The 15,170-nt window shown below is 62.8% G+C and carries 24 protein-coding genes and 1 pseudogene; all 25 read left to right on the top strand.

What is annotated here, in order from left to right; all coding sequences use genetic code 11:
- Positions 1-2: 2 nt before the first annotated feature.
- Positions 3-857, top strand: a complete 855-nt coding sequence (gene rplB / locus ABIC16_RS15610) for a 50S ribosomal protein L2 (protein ID WP_010164583.1) — start codon at positions 3-5, stop codon at positions 855-857.
- A gap of 1 nt (position 858) precedes the next feature.
- Positions 859-1,134 carry a 30S ribosomal protein S19 gene (rpsS, locus tag ABIC16_RS15605; RefSeq protein WP_010164582.1) on the top strand — a complete coding sequence of 92 codons (276 nt, stop codon included), beginning with the start codon at positions 859-861 and terminating at the stop codon, positions 1,132-1,134.
- Entirely contained in the window at positions 1,134-1,511 is a 378-nt protein-coding gene (rplV, locus tag ABIC16_RS15600; RefSeq protein WP_277969166.1) for a 50S ribosomal protein L22, read from the top strand. Before rpsS ends, rplV begins: the two co-directional genes overlap by 1 nt.
- Positions 1,511-2,212, top strand: coding sequence for a 30S ribosomal protein S3 (gene rpsC / locus ABIC16_RS15595; protein ID WP_131531376.1), 702 nt, complete (start codon positions 1,511-1,513; stop codon positions 2,210-2,212). Before rplV ends, rpsC begins: the two co-directional genes overlap by 1 nt.
- 10 nt (positions 2,213-2,222) lie before the next feature.
- Complete coding sequence (gene rplP / locus ABIC16_RS15590) at positions 2,223-2,657, top strand: 50S ribosomal protein L16 (RefSeq protein ID WP_010164579.1); 435 nt, start codon at positions 2,223-2,225, stop codon at positions 2,655-2,657.
- A 1-nt stretch (position 2,658) separates the two neighbouring features.
- Positions 2,659-2,865, top strand: a complete 207-nt coding sequence (rpmC, locus tag ABIC16_RS15585; protein WP_010164578.1) for a 50S ribosomal protein L29 — start codon at positions 2,659-2,661, stop codon at positions 2,863-2,865.
- A gap of 10 nt (positions 2,866-2,875) precedes the next feature.
- Positions 2,876-3,148 carry a 30S ribosomal protein S17 gene (gene rpsQ / locus ABIC16_RS15580; RefSeq protein ID WP_010164576.1) on the top strand — a complete coding sequence of 91 codons (273 nt, stop codon included), beginning with the start codon at positions 2,876-2,878 and terminating at the stop codon, positions 3,146-3,148.
- A gap of 65 nt (positions 3,149-3,213) precedes the next feature.
- Positions 3,214-3,582: a 50S ribosomal protein L14 gene (gene rplN / locus ABIC16_RS15575; protein ID WP_010164574.1), complete on the top strand. Its 369-nt coding sequence runs from the start codon at positions 3,214-3,216 to the stop codon at positions 3,580-3,582.
- Entirely contained in the window at positions 3,582-3,899 is a 318-nt protein-coding gene (gene rplX, locus ABIC16_RS15570) for a 50S ribosomal protein L24 (RefSeq protein WP_242137509.1), read from the top strand. Before rplN ends, rplX begins: the two co-directional genes overlap by 1 nt.
- Positions 3,892-4,494: a 50S ribosomal protein L5 gene (gene rplE / locus ABIC16_RS15565; protein ID WP_354291770.1), complete on the top strand. Its 603-nt coding sequence runs from the start codon at positions 3,892-3,894 to the stop codon at positions 4,492-4,494. Before rplX ends, rplE begins: the two co-directional genes overlap by 8 nt.
- A gap of 1 nt (position 4,495) precedes the next feature.
- A complete protein-coding gene (gene rpsN, locus ABIC16_RS15560; protein WP_010164571.1) occupies positions 4,496-4,801 on the top strand; it encodes a 30S ribosomal protein S14 in 306 nt (101 codons plus the stop codon).
- Positions 4,802-4,811: 10 nt separating this feature from the next.
- Positions 4,812-5,207: a 30S ribosomal protein S8 gene (gene rpsH / locus ABIC16_RS15555; RefSeq protein ID WP_277969168.1), complete on the top strand. Its 396-nt coding sequence runs from the start codon at positions 4,812-4,814 to the stop codon at positions 5,205-5,207.
- Positions 5,207-5,741 (top strand): annotated as a pseudogene (rplF, locus tag ABIC16_RS15550) (50S ribosomal protein L6). Before rpsH ends, rplF begins: the two are co-directional and overlap by 1 nt.
- Positions 5,741-6,100, top strand: coding sequence for a 50S ribosomal protein L18 (gene rplR, locus ABIC16_RS15545; protein ID WP_277969170.1), 360 nt, complete (start codon positions 5,741-5,743; stop codon positions 6,098-6,100). The pseudogene rplF and the gene rplR overlap by 1 nt, the downstream one beginning before the upstream one ends.
- A gap of 3 nt (positions 6,101-6,103) precedes the next feature.
- Positions 6,104-6,829 (top strand): 30S ribosomal protein S5, encoded by a 726-nt coding sequence (gene rpsE, locus ABIC16_RS15540; RefSeq protein ID WP_277969171.1) that lies wholly within the window; start codon positions 6,104-6,106, stop codon positions 6,827-6,829.
- 5 nt (positions 6,830-6,834) lie between these two features.
- Positions 6,835-7,011: a 50S ribosomal protein L30 gene (rpmD, locus tag ABIC16_RS15535; RefSeq protein ID WP_277969172.1), complete on the top strand. Its 177-nt coding sequence runs from the start codon at positions 6,835-6,837 to the stop codon at positions 7,009-7,011.
- A 160-nt stretch (positions 7,012-7,171) separates the two neighbouring features.
- A complete protein-coding gene (gene rplO / locus ABIC16_RS15530; RefSeq protein WP_277969173.1) occupies positions 7,172-7,714 on the top strand; it encodes a 50S ribosomal protein L15 in 543 nt (180 codons plus the stop codon).
- 192 nt (positions 7,715-7,906) lie between these two features.
- Positions 7,907-9,259 (top strand): preprotein translocase subunit SecY, encoded by a 1,353-nt coding sequence (secY, locus tag ABIC16_RS15525; protein ID WP_277969174.1) that lies wholly within the window; start codon positions 7,907-7,909, stop codon positions 9,257-9,259.
- 28 nt (positions 9,260-9,287) lie between these two features.
- On the top strand, positions 9,288-9,938 hold the full coding sequence (locus ABIC16_RS15520; protein WP_354291769.1) for an adenylate kinase: 651 nt from the start codon (positions 9,288-9,290) through the stop codon (positions 9,936-9,938).
- Positions 9,939-10,344: 406 nt separating this feature from the next.
- Complete coding sequence (locus ABIC16_RS15515) at positions 10,345-11,037, top strand: response regulator transcription factor (RefSeq protein WP_354291768.1); 693 nt, start codon at positions 10,345-10,347, stop codon at positions 11,035-11,037.
- Positions 11,034-12,380, top strand: a complete 1,347-nt coding sequence (locus ABIC16_RS15510; protein WP_354291767.1) for a HAMP domain-containing sensor histidine kinase — start codon at positions 11,034-11,036, stop codon at positions 12,378-12,380. Before ABIC16_RS15515 ends, ABIC16_RS15510 begins: the two co-directional genes overlap by 4 nt.
- Before the next feature lie 197 nt (positions 12,381-12,577).
- Complete coding sequence (gene rpsM, locus ABIC16_RS15505) at positions 12,578-12,946, top strand: 30S ribosomal protein S13 (RefSeq protein WP_010164558.1); 369 nt, start codon at positions 12,578-12,580, stop codon at positions 12,944-12,946.
- Between the two features lie 54 nt (positions 12,947-13,000).
- Positions 13,001-13,390, top strand: coding sequence for a 30S ribosomal protein S11 (gene rpsK, locus ABIC16_RS15500; RefSeq protein WP_010164557.1), 390 nt, complete (start codon positions 13,001-13,003; stop codon positions 13,388-13,390).
- Positions 13,391-13,484: 94 nt separating this feature from the next.
- Positions 13,485-14,552: a DNA-directed RNA polymerase subunit alpha gene (locus tag ABIC16_RS15495; protein WP_242137497.1), complete on the top strand. Its 1,068-nt coding sequence runs from the start codon at positions 13,485-13,487 to the stop codon at positions 14,550-14,552.
- Positions 14,553-14,669: 117 nt separating this feature from the next.
- Positions 14,670-15,092 (top strand): 50S ribosomal protein L17, encoded by a 423-nt coding sequence (rplQ, locus tag ABIC16_RS15490; protein ID WP_277969178.1) that lies wholly within the window; start codon positions 14,670-14,672, stop codon positions 15,090-15,092.
- The last annotated feature ends 78 nt before the right edge of the window (positions 15,093-15,170 follow it).

Raw genomic sequence — 15,170 nt, 5'->3', positions numbered from 1 at the left:
CGATGGCACTGAAGCATTATAATCCGACCAGCCCCGGCCAACGCGGGCTCATCCTCGTCGACCGTTCGGCGTTGCACAAGGGCGGCCCCGTCAAGGCGCTGACCGAAGGCAAGCGCAAGACCGGTGGGCGCAACAACAAGGGCCATGTGACCTCGCGCGGCATCGCCGGCGGTCACAAGCAGCGCTACCGCATCATCGACTTCAAGCGCCGTAACTGGGGCGTCGATGGCGTGGTCGAGCGGATCGAATATGATCCCAACCGCACTGCCTTCATCGCACTGATCAATTATGGTCAGACCGCCGATGGCAAGGAAAACGTCGCCTACATCATTGCGCCGCAGCGCCTCGCCGTTGGCGACAAGGTGATCGCGGACAAGAAGACCGACGTGAAGCCGGGCAACGCGATGGAACTGGGCCAGATGCCGGTTGGCACGATCGTCCACAACGTCGAGATGAAGCCGGGCAAGGGCGGTCAGCTCGCACGGTCGGCTGGCACCTACGTGCAGGTCGTCGGTCGCGACAAGGGCATGGTCATGGTCCGCCTGAATTCGGGCGAGCAGCGTTACCTCCACGCCAATTGCATGGCGACGGTCGGTGCGGTGTCGAACCCGGACAATGGCAACACCAACCTGGCGAAGGCCGGTCGCAACCGTTGGTTGGGCATCCGCCCGCTGACGCGTGGCGTCGCGAAGAACCCGGTCGACCATCCGCACGGCGGTGGTGAAGGCCGCACCTCGGGTGGTCGTCATCCGGTCACGCCATGGGGCAAGCCGACGAAGGGTGCGCGCACCCGTCACAACAAGTCGACGGATAAGATGATCATCCGTTCGCGTCATTCGACGAAGAGGAAGGGCTAAGATGGCTCGCTCAGTCTGGAAGGGTCCGTTCGTGGACCTTCATCTGCTCAAGAAGGCAGAAACCGCGCAGGAAACCAACGCGCGCGGTGCGATCAAGACCTGGTCGCGTCGCTCGACGATCCTGCCGCAGTTCGTCGGCCTCACGTTCAGCGTCTATAACGGCCGCAAGTTCGTGCCGGTCTCGGTCAACGAGGACATGGTGGGCATGAAGCTCGGCGAGTTCGCGCCCACCCGCTATTTCCCCGGCCATGCCGCGGACAAGAAGGGCAAGCGCTAATGTCTAAGGCAAAAGCTCCCCGCCGCGTGGCGGATAACGAGGCGCTCTCGGTCGGCACGCAGATTCGTGGTTCGGCGCAGAAGCTCGGTCTGGTTGCAGCGCTGATCCGCGGCAAGAAGGTCGGCGACGCGATGAACATCCTGCAGTTCTCGACCAAGGGCATGGCGGACGACGCGCGCAAGGTTCTGGCCTCGGCCATCGCCAATGCGGAGAACAACCACAACCTCGACGTCGACTCGCTCGTCGTTGCAGAGGCTTCGGTTGGCAAGTCGATCGTGATGAAGCGTTTCGCGACCCGCGGTCGCGGCAAGTCGACGCGCATCCTCAAGCCGTTCAGCCGTCTGCGCATCGTCGTGCGCGAGCAGGAAGAAGCATAATGGGTCAGAAATCAAACCCGATCGGTCTGCGCCTGCAGATCAACCGTACGTGGGACAGCCGTTGGTACGCCGAAGGCGCCGACTATGGGCGTCTTCTTCTCGAAGACCTCAAGATGCGCGCTTACATCATGAAGACGCTGCCGCAGGCCGCGATTTCCAAGGTGGTGATCGACCGTCCGGCCAAGCTGTGCCGCGTCTCGATCTTCGCTGCACGCCCCGGCGTGATCATCGGCAAGAAGGGTGCCGACATCGAGAAGCTGCGTCGTACCCTCGGTGCGATGACGTCTTCGGACGTCAGCCTCAACATCGTCGAAATCCGCAAGCCGGAAGTCGACAGCAAGCTCGTCGCTCAGGGCATTGCCGATCAGCTCGAGCGTCGTATCGCTTTCCGTCGCGCCATGAAGCGTGCGGTTCAGTCGGCGATGCGTCTCGGCGCCGAAGGCATTCGGATCAACTGCGGTGGCCGTCTTGGCGGCGCCGAGATCGCACGGTCGGAATGGTATCGCGAAGGTCGCGTTCCGCTCCACACGCTGCGCGCAAACGTTGATTACGCTGAAGCGCAGGCACACACCGCGTACGGCGTGTGCGGCGTGAAGGTCTGGATCTTCAAGGGCGAAATCCTGGGTCATGACCCGATGGCGACCGACCGGCTGATGATGGAAGCACAGACTTCCGGCGTCCGGCCTGATCCGCGCCGCTAAGGAATAGATCATGCTGCAACCGAAAAAGACCAAGTTCCGCAAGGCCTTCAAGGGCCGCATCCATGGCGACGCCAAGGGTGGCACCACGCTCAACTTTGGGTCGTATGGCCTGAAGGCGATGGAGCCGGATCGTCTCACCGCACGTCAGATCGAGGCGGCTCGCCGCGCGATCACGCGTCACATCAAGCGTCAGGGCCGTTTGTGGATCCGCGTTTTCCCGGACGTTCCCGTCTCGGGCAAGCCCGCCGAAGTTCGCATGGGTAAGGGCAAGGGTTCGCCGGAATATTGGGCAGCCCGCGTCAAGCCAGGCCGCATCCTGTTCGAACTGGATGGCGTTCCCGGTGACATTGCCGCTATGGCGTTCAGCCGCGCAGCGATGAAGCTGCCGATCAAGGTGAAGGTCGTTGCCCGTCTCGGCGACACCTCGCATCTGGGAGTTGCATAAGATGGCCCGCATTGACGACCTCAAGGCGAAGTCCGAGGACCAGCTGGGTGAAGAGCTCGGCAACCTGAAGCGCGAGGCCTTCAACCTCCGTTTCCAGGCCGCGACCAATCAGCTCGAAAAGCCGAGCCGGGTTCGGGAAGTCCGTCGCGACATCGCTCGCATCAAGACCCTGCAGACCGCGCGTTCGCGCGACACTGCGGCAAAGTAAGGATTTAGACATGCCAAAGCGCGTGCTGACGGGGCTGATCGTCTCCGACAAGGGCGACAAGACGGTGGTCGTGAACGTGGAGCGCAAGGTGAAGCATGCGCTCTACGGCAAGATCATCCGTCGTACCAAGAAGTACCATGCCCATGATGAGGGCAACGAGTTCAAGCTCGGCGAGATCGTGCGGATCGAAGAGACCGCGCCGATTTCCAAGCTGAAGACGTGGAAGGTGATCGAGCGGGTCAACGCCCACGCGACGCCGCAACGAGTTGACGTCGACGCGTAAGCGTCAATGTTTATTGAGGCGGGGACCGGTCGGTATCGGCCCCAGATGAGAAGGAAGCGGATCCAATGATCCAGATGCAATCCAATCTCGAGGTCGCTGACAACAGCGGCGCGAAGCGGGTTATGTGCATCAAGGTGCTTGGGGGTTCCAAGCGTCGTGTTGCAGGCGTTGGCGACATCATCGTCGTCAGCGTGAAGGAGGCCGCACCGCGCGGCCGCGTGAAGAAGGGCGACGTGCACCGTGCCGTCATCGTGCGGACGGCGAAGGACATTCGCCGCGCCGATGGCACCGTGATCCGCTTCGATTCGAATGCGGCCGTGCTGGTCAACAAGAACGAGGAGCCGATCGGCACCCGTATCTTTGGCCCAGTCGTGCGTGAGCTTCGCGGCAAGAAGCACATGAAGATCATCAGCCTTGCGCCGGAGGTGCTGTAATGGCCGCTGCACGTATCAAGAAAGGCGACCGCGTCATCGTCCTGTCCGGCAAGGACAAGGGCAAGACCGGTGACGTGACGATGGCGATGCCGAAGGACGGCAAGGTCGTTGTTTCCGGCGTGAACATCGCCGTTCGCCACACCAAGCCGAGCCAGGGTGACCCGCAGGGTGGCCTGATGCGTTCGGAAGCGCCGCTGCACGTTTCGAAGGTCGCGCATGTGACCGCCGACGGCAAGCCGACGCGCGTTCGTTTCGAGACCCAGGACGGCAAGAAGGTTCGTGTTGCGGTCAAGACCGGAGACAAGATCGATGGCTGATGCAGCTACCAAGCCCCGCATGAAGGGCATCTACGACGACAAGGTCGTCGCAGCGATGACCGAGAAGTTCGGCTACAAGAACGCGATGGAAGTTCCGCGCATCGAAAAGATTACGCTCAACATGGGCGTGGGCGAAGCGACGCAGGACAAGAAGAAGGTCGACCAGGCTTTCGGCGAAATGGAATTGATCGCAGGGCAGCGCCCGGTCGTGACCAAGGCCAAAAAGTCGATCGCGCAGTTCAAGCTGCGTGAGGGCATGCCGATCGGCGTCAAGGTCACGCTTCGTCGTGAGCGGATGTACGAATTCCTCGACCGTTTCATCACGATCGCCCTTCCGCGCGTTCGCGATTTCCGCGGGCTCAACCCCAAGTCGTTCGACGGACGCGGCAACTATGCCTGCGGTCTGAAGGAGCAGCTGGTGTTCCCGGAAATCAGCTACGACAAGATCGACAAGATCCGCGGTCTCGACGTGATCGTCACGACCAGCGCGAAGACCGACGACGAGGCGCGCGAGTTGCTCCGCCTGTTCGGCTTCCCGTTCCCGCCAGAAGTGACTGGCTCAGAGTCTGCTGACGACCAGAAGAAGGCGGCATAAGATGGCCAAGGTAAGTTCGGTGAACAAGAACGAGCGTCGTAAGATGCTCGTCAAGAAGTACGCTCCCAAGTACGCCGCGCTGAAGGCAATCGCTGCCGACAGCACGCTGAGCGACGGCGAGCGGATCGAAGCCCGCCTCAAGATGGCCGAGATTCCCCGCAACGGGAACCCGACGCGCATCCGCAACCGCTGCGAGCTGACGGGTCGTCCGCGCGCATATTATCGCAAGTTCCGTCTCTGCCGTATTCAGCTGCGCGATCTGGCCAACAAGGGCCTCATCCCCGGCGTTACGAAGTCGAGCTGGTAAGGATCACGAGATGGCATTGACCGATCCCCTGGGTGATATGCTCACCCGCATCCGCAACGGCCAGCGCGCGCGCAAGGACTCTGTCCTGACGCCGGGCTCCAAGCTGCGGACCCACGTTCTCGATGTGCTCCAGCGCGAAGGCTACATCCGTGGCTATAGCGAAGAGCAGATGGGCCCTGCGGCCGGCATCCGCATCGAGCTGAAGTATTTTGAGGGCCAGCCCGCGATCAAGCACGTCGCTCGTGTCTCGAAGCCCGGTCGTCGCGTCTACTCGGGTTCGACCGAATTGCCGCGGATCATGAACGGCCTCGGCATTACGATCGTTTCCACCCCCAAGGGTGTTCTGTCCGACGCGGAAGCGCGTGAGCAGAACGTCGGCGGCGAAGTCCTCGCGGAGGTGTTCTGATGAGCCGCATCGGTAAAAAGCCGGTCACCGTTCCCGCAGGCGTTACTGCGACGATCGACGCCGGGCAGATCAGCGTGAAGGGCCCCAAAGGCACCCTCGCGATGCCGCTGCGCGACGAGATCAGCTACACGCTTGAGGACGGCGGTATTTCGGTCGTTCCGGCGAACGAGACGAAGCGCGCGCGGGCCTTCTGGGGCATGCAGCGTACCATGGTTCAGAACCTGATCACCGGCGGTGTCGGATGGCTTCACCAAGAAGCTGCTGATCAACGGCGTTGGTTATCGTGCTGCGGCCCAGGGTCGCAACCTGAACCTCAAGCTGGGCTATAGCCACGACGTCAACATTAACGTGCCGGAGGGGATCGAGGTCAAGACCCCCGACAACACGACGATCGAGATTTCGGGCACCGACAAGCAGAAGGTCGGCCAGTTGGCCGCTGAAATCCGTCGCTGGCGCAAGCCCGAGCCGTACAAGGGCAAGGGTATCAAGTACGACGGCGAGTTCATCTTCCGCAAGGAAGGGAAAAAGAAGTAATGGCTACCAAGGGTATGTCTCTGTTCGAGAAGCGGCGCCGCCGCAACCGCACCGCGCTCCGCGCGCGTGGCTCGGGGCGTCCGCGCCTTTCGATCCATCGCTCGGGTCGTCACATCTATGCGCAGATCATTGACGACGCCAAGGGCGTGACGGTCGCTTCTGCCTCGACGCTGGAGAAGGACGTGCGCGACACGACCGGAGCCAACATCGATGCAGCGACTGCAGTCGGCACGCGCGTTGCCGAGGCTGCCAAGGCAGCCGGCGTGACGCAGGTCGTGTTCGACCGTGGCGGCTTCCTGTTCCACGGCCGCGTCAAGGCGCTGGCGCAAGCCGCGCGCGAAGCCGGATTGGAGTTCTAAGACATGGCGGATGAGATCAACACCGGCGAAACCGCCGCTCCGGCAACGACGCCGAACGACGCACCGCAGGGCCGTGGCCCGCGTGGTGGTCGTGGTCGCACCGGTCCTGGTGGCGGTGGCCCCAACCGGGGTGGCCGTGATAGCCGTGGCGGTCGCGACAATCGTGGGGGCCGTCCCGGTTCCGACGATGGTGGCGAAGAGCTGATCGAGAAGCTGGTTCACATCAACCGCGTCTCGAAGACGGTCAAGGGTGGTAAGCGCTTCGGCTTCGCAGCGCTGGTCGTCGTGGGTGACGGCAAGGGTCGTGTTGGCTTCGGTCATGGCAAGGCACGCGAAGTGCCGGAAGCCATTTCCAAGGCGACGGCTGCTGCCAAGAAGGCAATGGTTCGCGTTCCGCTCAAGGAAGGCCGTACGCTGCATCATGACGGTCGCGGGCACTTCGGTGCAGGCCTCGTTACGCTGCGCTCGGCACCTCCGGGCACGGGCATCATCGCAGGCGGCCCAATGCGCGCCGTTTTCGAAGCACTCGGCGTCGGCGACGTGGTGACCAAGTCGGTCGGTACGTCGAACCCCTACAACATGATCCGTGCAACCTTCGAAGCACTGACCGCACAGGTCAGCCCGAAGGCGGTAGCGCAGCGTCGCGGCAAGAAGATTGCGGACCTGCTCGGCCGTGGTGGTGCGGACAAGGACGTCGCCGAGGCCCAGGCCGAAGCGATTGCGGAGTAATATCGATGGCGACCATCAAGATCACGCAGACCGGTTCGCCGATCCGCCGCGAGAAGGACCAGCGCGCAACGCTGATCGGTCTCGGCCTCAACAAGATGCACAAGACGCGCGAGCTCGAGGATAGCCCGGAAGTCCGCGGCATGATCCGCAAGGTTGCGCATATGGTGAAGATCGAGGCGTAAGCTCCAAGGTTGCGGCGCAGGCCGTAACCTAGGTTCAAACCGCTCCACATCTAAGCTTGTTTTGCTGCCTCGGCAGGAACTCTAGTGACAAATTTGGAGAAGGGGGCTAACGGCCCCTTTCTCTTTTTATCAGCGCGACAAAAGCGAAAGCGAGTGCACCATGAAGCTCAATGAAATCCGCGACAATCAGGGCGCGCGTAAGTCGAAGATGCGGGTCGGCCGTGGTATCGGTTCCGGCAAGGGCAAGACCGCAGGACGCGGCCAGAAGGGCCAGAAGAGCCGCGAGGGCGTTTCCATCGCCGGCTTCGAGGGCGGCCAGATGCCGCTTCACATGCGTCTGCCTAAGCGCGGCTTCAACAACATCTTCGCCAAGGATTATGCCGAGGTGAACCTCGGTGCGATCCAGAAGGCAATCGACGCGGGCAAGATCGAAGCCGGTGCGGCGATCGATCACGAGGCGCTCAAGGCCGCTGGCCTTGCGCGCGGCGGCAAGGACGGCGTTCGTCTGCTCGGTAAGGGCGAGTTGACCACGGTTCTCAAGTTCACTGTCGCTGGCGCTTCGAAGGGCGCGATCGAAGCCGTTGAGAAGGCTGGTGGTTCGGTCGACGTGATTTACGTCATGCCCGCCAAGGAAAAGGCTGCTGCCAAGAAGGGCGTGAAGTACAAGGAGCGCCAGGCGCATAAGGCGTCGTTCAAGGCGTAACTGTCGCTCTGGCGTAGCGTTTCCGATCTTGCCTTCGCCCTGGGCTCGTCCCGGGGCGAAGCGCATTTTGGTCGAGCGTAAACGCTAGGCATTAGACAAGCCCGTTCGGGCCCCTATATGAAGCGGCGGGGCGGTAAAACGTTTCCCGCCGTTTTTGTTTCCGTCGATTCCGTTTCCAGGACGATCAACCGCATGGCATCCGCAGCCGATAAAATGGCCTCAAGCATCAGCCTGTCGAAGTTCGCGCAAGCGACCGACCTCAAGAAGCGGCTGTGGTTCACCATCGGCGCGCTGATCGTGTTCCGCTTGCTCAGCTACGTGCCGCTGCCGGGGATCGACCCGACCGCGCTGGCCGCGCTGGCGAGCCGCACGAATGGCGGCGTGCTCGACTTTTTCAACGCTTTCTCCGGTGGTTCGCTCAAGCGTGCCAGCCTGATCGCGCTGGGCGTCACCCCGTACATCACCGCTTCGATCGTGGTGCAGCTCGCGACCTCGCTGTCGCCGACGCTTGCCGCGATCAAGAAGGAAGGCGAGAGCGGGCGCAAGCGGCTTAACCAGTACACGCGCTTCGGCACCGTCGCACTGACTGTCATTCAAGGATATTTCCTCAGCCTCGGGTTCCAGAGCCAAGGCGTGGTGGTCGATCCCGGAATGCTGTTCATCGTCGGGTCGGTGATCAGCCTCGTCGGCGGTACGATGTTCCTGATGTGGATCGGTGAGCAGATCACCAGCCGCGGGATTGGCAACGGCATGTCGCTGATCATCATGGCCGGTATCGTCGCTAACCTGCCGACAACGCTGTTCAATCTTGCGCAGACTGCGCGGACCGGGGGCGGGAACGTCACTGGATTCACGCTTGTTGCGATCATCGTTGCGGTTGCCGGGCTGATCCTGTTCATCTGCTTCATGGAGCGCGCGCAGCGCCGTATCCTGATCCAGTATCCGAAGCGTCAAACGCAGCGCGGAATGCAGTCGGATCGCAGCCATTTGCCGCTGAAAATCAACACCGCGGGTGTGATTCCACCCATCTTTGCGTCGTCTTTGCTCCTAATGCCGCTGACAATTACGCAGTTCGCGGGCAAGAACGTGTCGGGCGATACCTGGTGGGGGTCGGTCGTGATCACGCTCAACCAGTATCTGCAGCATGGCAGCGTGGCCTACATGCTGCTGTACGGTGCGGGCATCATCTTCTTCTCGTTCTTCTACACCGCGGTCGTGTTCAACCCGGAAGAGACTGCGGACAATCTGAAGCGGCATGGCGGCTTCATTCCGGGCATCCGTCCGGGCAAGAACACCGAGACCTATTTCGATTATGTGCTGACGCGCATCACCGTAATCGGTGCGGGCTATCTCGCGATCATCTGTCTGCTGCCCGAGTATCTGGTGTCGGCCTTGTCGATTCCCTTCTACCTTGGCGGGACCAGCCTGCTGATCGTCGTCAACGTGACGATGGATACGGTGACGCAGATCCAGAGCCACTTGCTCGCGCACCAATATGGTGACTTGATCAAGAAGGCGAAGCTGAAGGGCGGGCGCCTGCGCTAAGCGCGGCAACGGTAAACGGGAGAGTCGCGTGAACATCATTTTGTTGGGCCCCCCGGGCGCGGGCAAGGGCACTCAGGCGGCGCGCCTCGAGACCGACCGGGGCATGGTACAGCTCTCGACAGGCGACATGCTGCGCGCAGCCGTCAAGTCGGGGAGTCCGGTCGGGCTCCAGGCAAAGGCCGTGATGGAGGCGGGGCAGCTTGTCTCCGATGAGATCGTTTCCGGCATCATCGGCGAGCGGCTCGACATGGGGGACACCGACAAGGGTGTGATCTTCGACGGCTACCCGCGTACCGCGGCACAAGCCGAACAGCTCGACGCGATCCTCGCCGCACGCGGCCGGACGCTCGACAAGGTGATCGAACTGACGGTCGACGAGGACAAGCTCGTCGAGCGGATCGTCGGGCGTTTCACCTGCGGTAATTGCGGTGCCGGGTATCACGACCATTTCAAACAGCCCAAGGTTGCCGGCACATGCGACGTGTGCGGGCACCATGAGTTCAAGCGGCGTCCGGACGATAACGAAGAGACCGTGCGCACGCGCATGGCCGAATATCGCGCGAAGACCGAGCCGATCATCCCGATCTACGAAGCGCGTGGACTTCTCGCGCGAGTCGACGGGATGAAGGACATGGATAGCGTGTCCAAGGCGATCGAGGGCATTCTCGACGCGGTTTGATGTGGTGCGGGGGCTGGCGCTGGGCGCTTGACGGCATGCACCCCCCACGCCCGTCATCCTGAACTTGTTTCAGGGTCCAGCCCTCCACGAGTTCGGACCGTCCTTGTTGGGCGGTGGATGCTGAAACAAGTTCAGCATGACGGCAGAAGAGTGGCGGGCGGCGGTGTGCTCCCCGCTGCATCCGCGCGACATCCTAGAACCCCAAATGACATTTTCGTCACCTCAATGTCACCGGATCGCACGGGCGATTCGGTGCAAACCTCGCCTTGTGGCCGTTGCACGCGGCCGGAAATGATCACCGAGATCGGCACTCGCACTCCCGGGGGTGCCGTTGGCCGGCGGAAGGCTCGCTTTCCGTCGGCCTCATTTCATTCTAGGCATGAGGAAACCGCCCGGAATGCCGCCTGTGACCCGCAAGATTCTGATCGTCGAAGACGATAGCTCGACCGCCGCTTATCTCGCCAAAGGGTTGGCGGAGGCTGGCTATGCCGTGGAAAGTTGCGGCGATGGCCGCGACGGCCTGTTCCTGGCCAGTGAGGGGATCTTCGATCTCATCATCGCGGACCGGATGCTGCCGGGTCTGAACGGCCTGGCGATGCTCGGCGCGATTCGCGCTGCGGGCGTCAGCACCCCGACGTTGGTCCTCTCGGCGCTGGGAACGGTCGACGACCGGATCGACGGGCTTAACGCGGGCGCGGATGACTATCTCGTCAAGCCGTTCTCCTTCGCAGAACTCACCGCGCGAATCGATGCGATCTTCCGCCGGGTCGATCGCAACGCGGCAGAAGGCCAGACCACGCGGTTGTCGGTCGGTGACCTTGAGATCGACCTGCTCGCACGCACGGTCGCGCGGCAAGGGAAGGCGATCATGCTCGGCGCGCGCGAGTTCAACCTGCTCGAATATCTGGCGCGCCATGCCGGGCAGGTCGTCACGCGGACAATGATGCTCGAGAAGATCTGGAATTACCATTTTGACCCGGGCTCGAACGTGGTCGACGTGCATATCGGGCGCTTGCGGCGCAAGCTCGAGGAAGGTTTCCCCGCGCCGATCCTGCATACGGTGCGCGGTGCCGGGTATCGGTTGTCGGTCGAGCCTTGATCCGCCTGTCGGTCACGGCGCGGATCGCGCTGCTGTCGATCCTGCTCGCGCTGGTGTCCAATCTCGTGCTCGTCGCCTTCGTCTGGAAGGTTGTGCGCGACGATGCGATCGATGAATTGCGCCGCGACACGGTCGAGCAGTCCGACGCGTTGATCGCGGTGTATCGCACCGGTGGCCTGCCCGCGCTCGGTCGGACGATCCGCGAAGCGCGTGCGCCTGGCGATGTTTCGCGAATCGTCGCGGTGATTGCACGCGATGGGCGGTTGATCGCCGGGGTCGGTCCTGAACTCGATGGACTCGCGCGGTGGCCCAATCTCGGCTTCCGGATTCGCGCGATGGGAACGCCGTGGTCGGACCGCGAGGTCGGCTATGCGGTGCGCCAGATCGGGCCGTACCGGCTGGTGAGCGGTCGGGTGCTCGACGATTGGGATGCCGAGCAACGCGGGATCGAGCGCGCGCTGGCCGCCGCGATGCTGCTGTCGCTCGCATTGGGTATCGGGGGCGGGCTGGTGGTGACGCGGTATGTCGGGCGACGTCTCGACCGGGTCGCGGACGTCATCGAAGGCGTCGCGGCGGGCGATCTGTCGCGGCGGGTCGGCAATGCCGCGAGCGGCGATGCGTTCGACCGGCTGGCGGTGCGGCTCAACGAGATGCTCGACAAGACCGAGCGGTTGATGAGCGAACTCAGGATCGTCACCGACGGGCTCGCGCACGACCTGCGCTCGCCGCTCGCGCGGCTGCGCGCCAAGGCGGAGGCGGCGGTGCTCCAGGCCGATCCCGCGCAACGCGAGGCGGCAATGGGGGGCTTGCTGATCGAGACCGATCTGGTGATGCGGATGCTGTCGACGATGATCGAGATTACGCGCGCCGAGAGCGTATCGCGGGACCGGCTCGCGCGGATCGACCCGGCGACGCTGGTCGAGGAAATCGCCGACCTGTACGCGCCGGTGGTGGAGGATGCCGGAATGCGGTTCGAGGCAATCGTCGCGCCCGCGCTGCCGCAGATCACGCTCCACCGCGAATTGATGACGCAGGCGATCGCCAACCTCATCGACAATGCGCTGCGCCATGCCGCTAATGGCGGTGAGATCGTGCTGCGGCTCGCGCTACGGGACAATGAAGCGCGCTTCCAGGTCGAGGATCGCGGGCCCGGTATTGCGGAAGCGGATCGGGCGGAAGCGCTGCGGCGGTTCGGGCGGCTCGACCGGGCGCGTAGCTTGCCGGGAGCAGGGCTGGGCATGGCGCTGGTCGAGGCGGTTGCGCGGTTGCACGATGGGCGCGTCGAACTCCACGACAATGCACCGGGGTTGATCGCGGCGATCGTGGTTCCCATCTCTCGTTAAGCATTCGATGGCGCGTGCTTGACAGGCGCCGAGTCGATGTTTACCAGCCCGGCATTCCAAACCACCGGTCTCCGGCGGCGCATGCGTGCGTTCGTCGGTATGTTGCGTTCCGCAACGGGACACGGAGTTCGGTAGCGCAACGCGATGAGATGGGATGTGCAGCCATGCAGGTCCCGTGGAGCAGGAGAACCAAGTTCATGGCACGTATCGCCGGGGTCAACATCCCGACCAACAAGCGCGTAGTTATCGCGCTCACCTACATCCACGGCATTGGAGACACCAAGGCCAAGGAAATCGTCACCAAGCTGGGCATTCCGATGACGGCGCGCGTGCAGGACCTGACCGACCAGGAAGTCCTCCACATCCGCGAAACCATCGACGCCGATTACACGGTCGAGGGTGATCTTCGTCGCACCGTTGCGATGAACATCAAGCGCCTGATGGATCTGGCCTGCTATCGCGGACTGCGCCATCGCAAGGGCCTCCCCGTTCGCGGCCAGCGCACGCATACCAATGCGCGCACCCGCAAGGGCAAGGCAAAGCCGATCGCCGGTAAGAAGAAGTGAGCTTGAGCCGCGGGTGACCGCGGCTCGCTCCTGCAGTAGGGTTAGGACAAGACAATGGCACGTGAACCGCAACGCATTAAGCGGCGTGAGCGCAAGAACATCACTTCTGGTGTCGCGCATGTGAACGCAAGCTTCAACAACACCATGATCACGATCACCGATGCCCAGGGCAACGCGATCTCGTGGTCGTCGGCCGGCGCAATGGGCTTCAAGGGCTCGCGCAAGTCGACCCCGTATGCGGCACAGGTCGCAGCGGAAGACGCGGGCAAGAAGGCAGCCGAGCACGGCGTCCGCACGCTCGAAGTCGAAGTGAAGGGCCCGGGGTCGGGCCGTGAGTCGGCGCTTCGCGCGCTGCAGGCGGTCGGTTTCCAGATCACGTCGATCCGTGACGTCACCTCGATCCCGCACAACGGCGTGCGTCCTTCGAAGCGTCGCCGCGTCTGATTTCGTCTCGGCCGTGCGCGGTTGATCGCGCTGCACGGTCCGATTCCCACTTGGTCGGCATCGCCCGTGCCGACCCAAAATCAAGGGATAGCCTATGTCCGTCAATGCAAAGAACTGGCAGGAACTGAAGAAGCCGTCCGGCCTCGAAAAGAAGCCCGGCGGTGACGGCAAGCGCAAGGCGACCTTCATCGCCGAGCCGCTGGAGCGTGGTTTCGGCCTGACGCTCGGCAACGCGCTGCGGCGCGTTTTGTTGTCTTCGCTGCAGGGCGCGGCGGTGACGTCGATCAAGATCGAGAACGTGCTCCACGAATTCTCGTCGCTGGCGGGCGTCCGCGAGGACGTGACCGACATCGTTCTCAACGTGAAGCAGATCGCTTTGCGGATGCAGGGTGAAGGCCCCAAGCGGCTCCAACTGTCGGCAACGGGCCCGGGTCCGGTCAAGGCGGGTGACATCGCGGTTTCGGGCGACATCGAAGTAATGAACCCGCAGCTCGTGCTGTGCCATCTCGATGATGGCGCGACGCTGAACATGGAACTGACTGCAGACGTCGGCAAGGGCTATGTCCCCGCCGTCGCCAACCGTCCGGCCGACGCGCCGATCGGCCTGATCCCGGTCGATGCATTGTATTCGCCGGTCAAGCAGGTCAGCTACAAGGTCGAGAACACCCGCGTCGGGCAGGAACTCGATTACGACAAGCTGACGCTGACGATCGAGACCGACGGCACCGTTTCGCCTGAGGAAGCCGTCGGTTATGCCGGTCGCATCCTGCAGGACCAGCTTGCGCTGTTCGTCGGGTTCGACGATTCGAGCGTTACGCGTCAGGCCCCGATCGGTCAGGCAGCGCCTGCCGCTGGTGGCACCGAGGTTTCGGGCGACACGCAGCAGATCAACCGCTACCTGCTCAAGAAGGTCGACGAGCTCGAGCTTTCGGTTCGCAGCGCCAACTGCCTCAAGAACGACAACATCATCTACATCGGCGATCTGGTCCAGAAGACCGAAGCCGAGATGCTGCGCACGCCGAACTTCGGCCGCAAGTCGCTCAACGAGATCAAGGAAGTACTGTCGAGCATGGGTCTCCGCCTCGGGATGGAAATCCCCGGTTGGCCGCCTGAGAACATCGAAGAGATGGCCAAGAAGCTCGAGCAGGAGATCATGGGCTAAGGCTCATGCGTCTTACGGGCCCCCGCAGTCGCGGGTGCGACGGTATTTCGGGTGGGCCACCGTCCCCACCGGCTCTGGGGTACCTCATACGGCCCCTTAACGAACGAAGGACATACCATGCGTCATCGCGTAGGCGGCCGTAAGCTTCAGCGGACCTCGGCTCACCGCATCGCCCTGTTCCGCAACATGAGCGCCGCGCTCATCAAGCACGAGCAGATCACCACGACCGTCGCCAAGGCGAAGGAACTGCGTCCTTACGTCGAAAAGCTGATCACGCTGGCGAAGAAGGGTGGCTTGTCCAACCGTCGCCTCGCGCATGCCCGCTTGCTCGACGATGCGCAGCTGACCAAGCTGTTCGACGTTCTGGCCGAGCGTTATGCCGGCCGTAACGGCGGCTACACCCGGATCGTCAAGGCCGGTATCCGTCTGTCGGATGCGTCGCCGATGGCGATCATCGAGTTCGTCGACCGTGACGTCACTGCAAAGGGCCAGGACTCTGGCCCGGTGATGACCGGCGAAGAGTATGACGAGGCGGCATAAGCCCTTCGTCATCGGACGTTGAGAAAGGAGTCGCACTCGCTAAGAGTGCGGCTCCTTTTGTCGTTTTCGGGGTTTGCA

This window comes from Sphingomonas sp. PvP055, assembly GCF_040546365.1.
Classification (GTDB): Bacteria; Pseudomonadota; Alphaproteobacteria; order Sphingomonadales; family Sphingomonadaceae; genus Sphingomonas; species Sphingomonas echinoides_A.
The sequence above is the reverse complement of the archived record's forward strand: the minus strand, read 5'-3'. Positions and strand labels throughout refer to the sequence as shown.

Excerpts from the sequence above, each read along its gene's own strand:
- rpsH (WP_277969168.1), top strand. The coding sequence starts at position 4,812 with ATGGCATTGACCGATCCCCTGGGTGATATGCTCACCCGCATCCGCAAC.
- rplN (WP_010164574.1), top strand. The coding sequence starts at position 3,214 with ATGATCCAGATGCAATCCAATCTCGAGGTCGCTGACAACAGCGGCGCG.
- secY (WP_277969174.1), top strand. The coding sequence starts at position 7,907 with ATGGCATCCGCAGCCGATAAAATGGCCTCAAGCATCAGCCTGTCGAAG.
- rpsS (WP_010164582.1), top strand. The coding sequence starts at position 859 with ATGGCTCGCTCAGTCTGGAAGGGTCCGTTCGTGGACCTTCATCTGCTC.
- rpsC (WP_131531376.1), top strand. The coding sequence starts at position 1,511 with ATGGGTCAGAAATCAAACCCGATCGGTCTGCGCCTGCAGATCAACCGT.
- rplV (WP_277969166.1), top strand. The coding sequence starts at position 1,134 with ATGTCTAAGGCAAAAGCTCCCCGCCGCGTGGCGGATAACGAGGCGCTC.
- rpmD (WP_277969172.1), top strand. The coding sequence starts at position 6,835 with ATGGCGACCATCAAGATCACGCAGACCGGTTCGCCGATCCGCCGCGAG.
- rpsN (WP_010164571.1), top strand. The coding sequence starts at position 4,496 with ATGGCCAAGGTAAGTTCGGTGAACAAGAACGAGCGTCGTAAGATGCTC.
- rpsM (WP_010164558.1), top strand. The coding sequence starts at position 12,578 with ATGGCACGTATCGCCGGGGTCAACATCCCGACCAACAAGCGCGTAGTT.
- rplB (WP_010164583.1), top strand. The coding sequence starts at position 3 with ATGGCACTGAAGCATTATAATCCGACCAGCCCCGGCCAACGCGGGCTC.
- rplQ (WP_277969178.1), top strand. The coding sequence starts at position 14,670 with ATGCGTCATCGCGTAGGCGGCCGTAAGCTTCAGCGGACCTCGGCTCAC.
- rpsK (WP_010164557.1), top strand. The coding sequence starts at position 13,001 with ATGGCACGTGAACCGCAACGCATTAAGCGGCGTGAGCGCAAGAACATC.
- rplX (WP_242137509.1), top strand. The coding sequence starts at position 3,582 with ATGGCCGCTGCACGTATCAAGAAAGGCGACCGCGTCATCGTCCTGTCC.
- rpmC (WP_010164578.1), top strand. The coding sequence starts at position 2,659 with ATGGCCCGCATTGACGACCTCAAGGCGAAGTCCGAGGACCAGCTGGGT.
- ABIC16_RS15495 (WP_242137497.1), top strand. The coding sequence starts at position 13,485 with ATGTCCGTCAATGCAAAGAACTGGCAGGAACTGAAGAAGCCGTCCGGC.
- rplR (WP_277969170.1), top strand. The coding sequence starts at position 5,741 with ATGGCTACCAAGGGTATGTCTCTGTTCGAGAAGCGGCGCCGCCGCAAC.
- rpsE (WP_277969171.1), top strand. The coding sequence starts at position 6,104 with ATGGCGGATGAGATCAACACCGGCGAAACCGCCGCTCCGGCAACGACG.
- rplP (WP_010164579.1), top strand. The coding sequence starts at position 2,223 with ATGCTGCAACCGAAAAAGACCAAGTTCCGCAAGGCCTTCAAGGGCCGC.
- rplO (WP_277969173.1), top strand. The coding sequence starts at position 7,172 with ATGAAGCTCAATGAAATCCGCGACAATCAGGGCGCGCGTAAGTCGAAG.
- rpsQ (WP_010164576.1), top strand. The coding sequence starts at position 2,876 with ATGCCAAAGCGCGTGCTGACGGGGCTGATCGTCTCCGACAAGGGCGAC.
- rplE (WP_354291770.1), top strand. The coding sequence starts at position 3,892 with ATGGCTGATGCAGCTACCAAGCCCCGCATGAAGGGCATCTACGACGAC.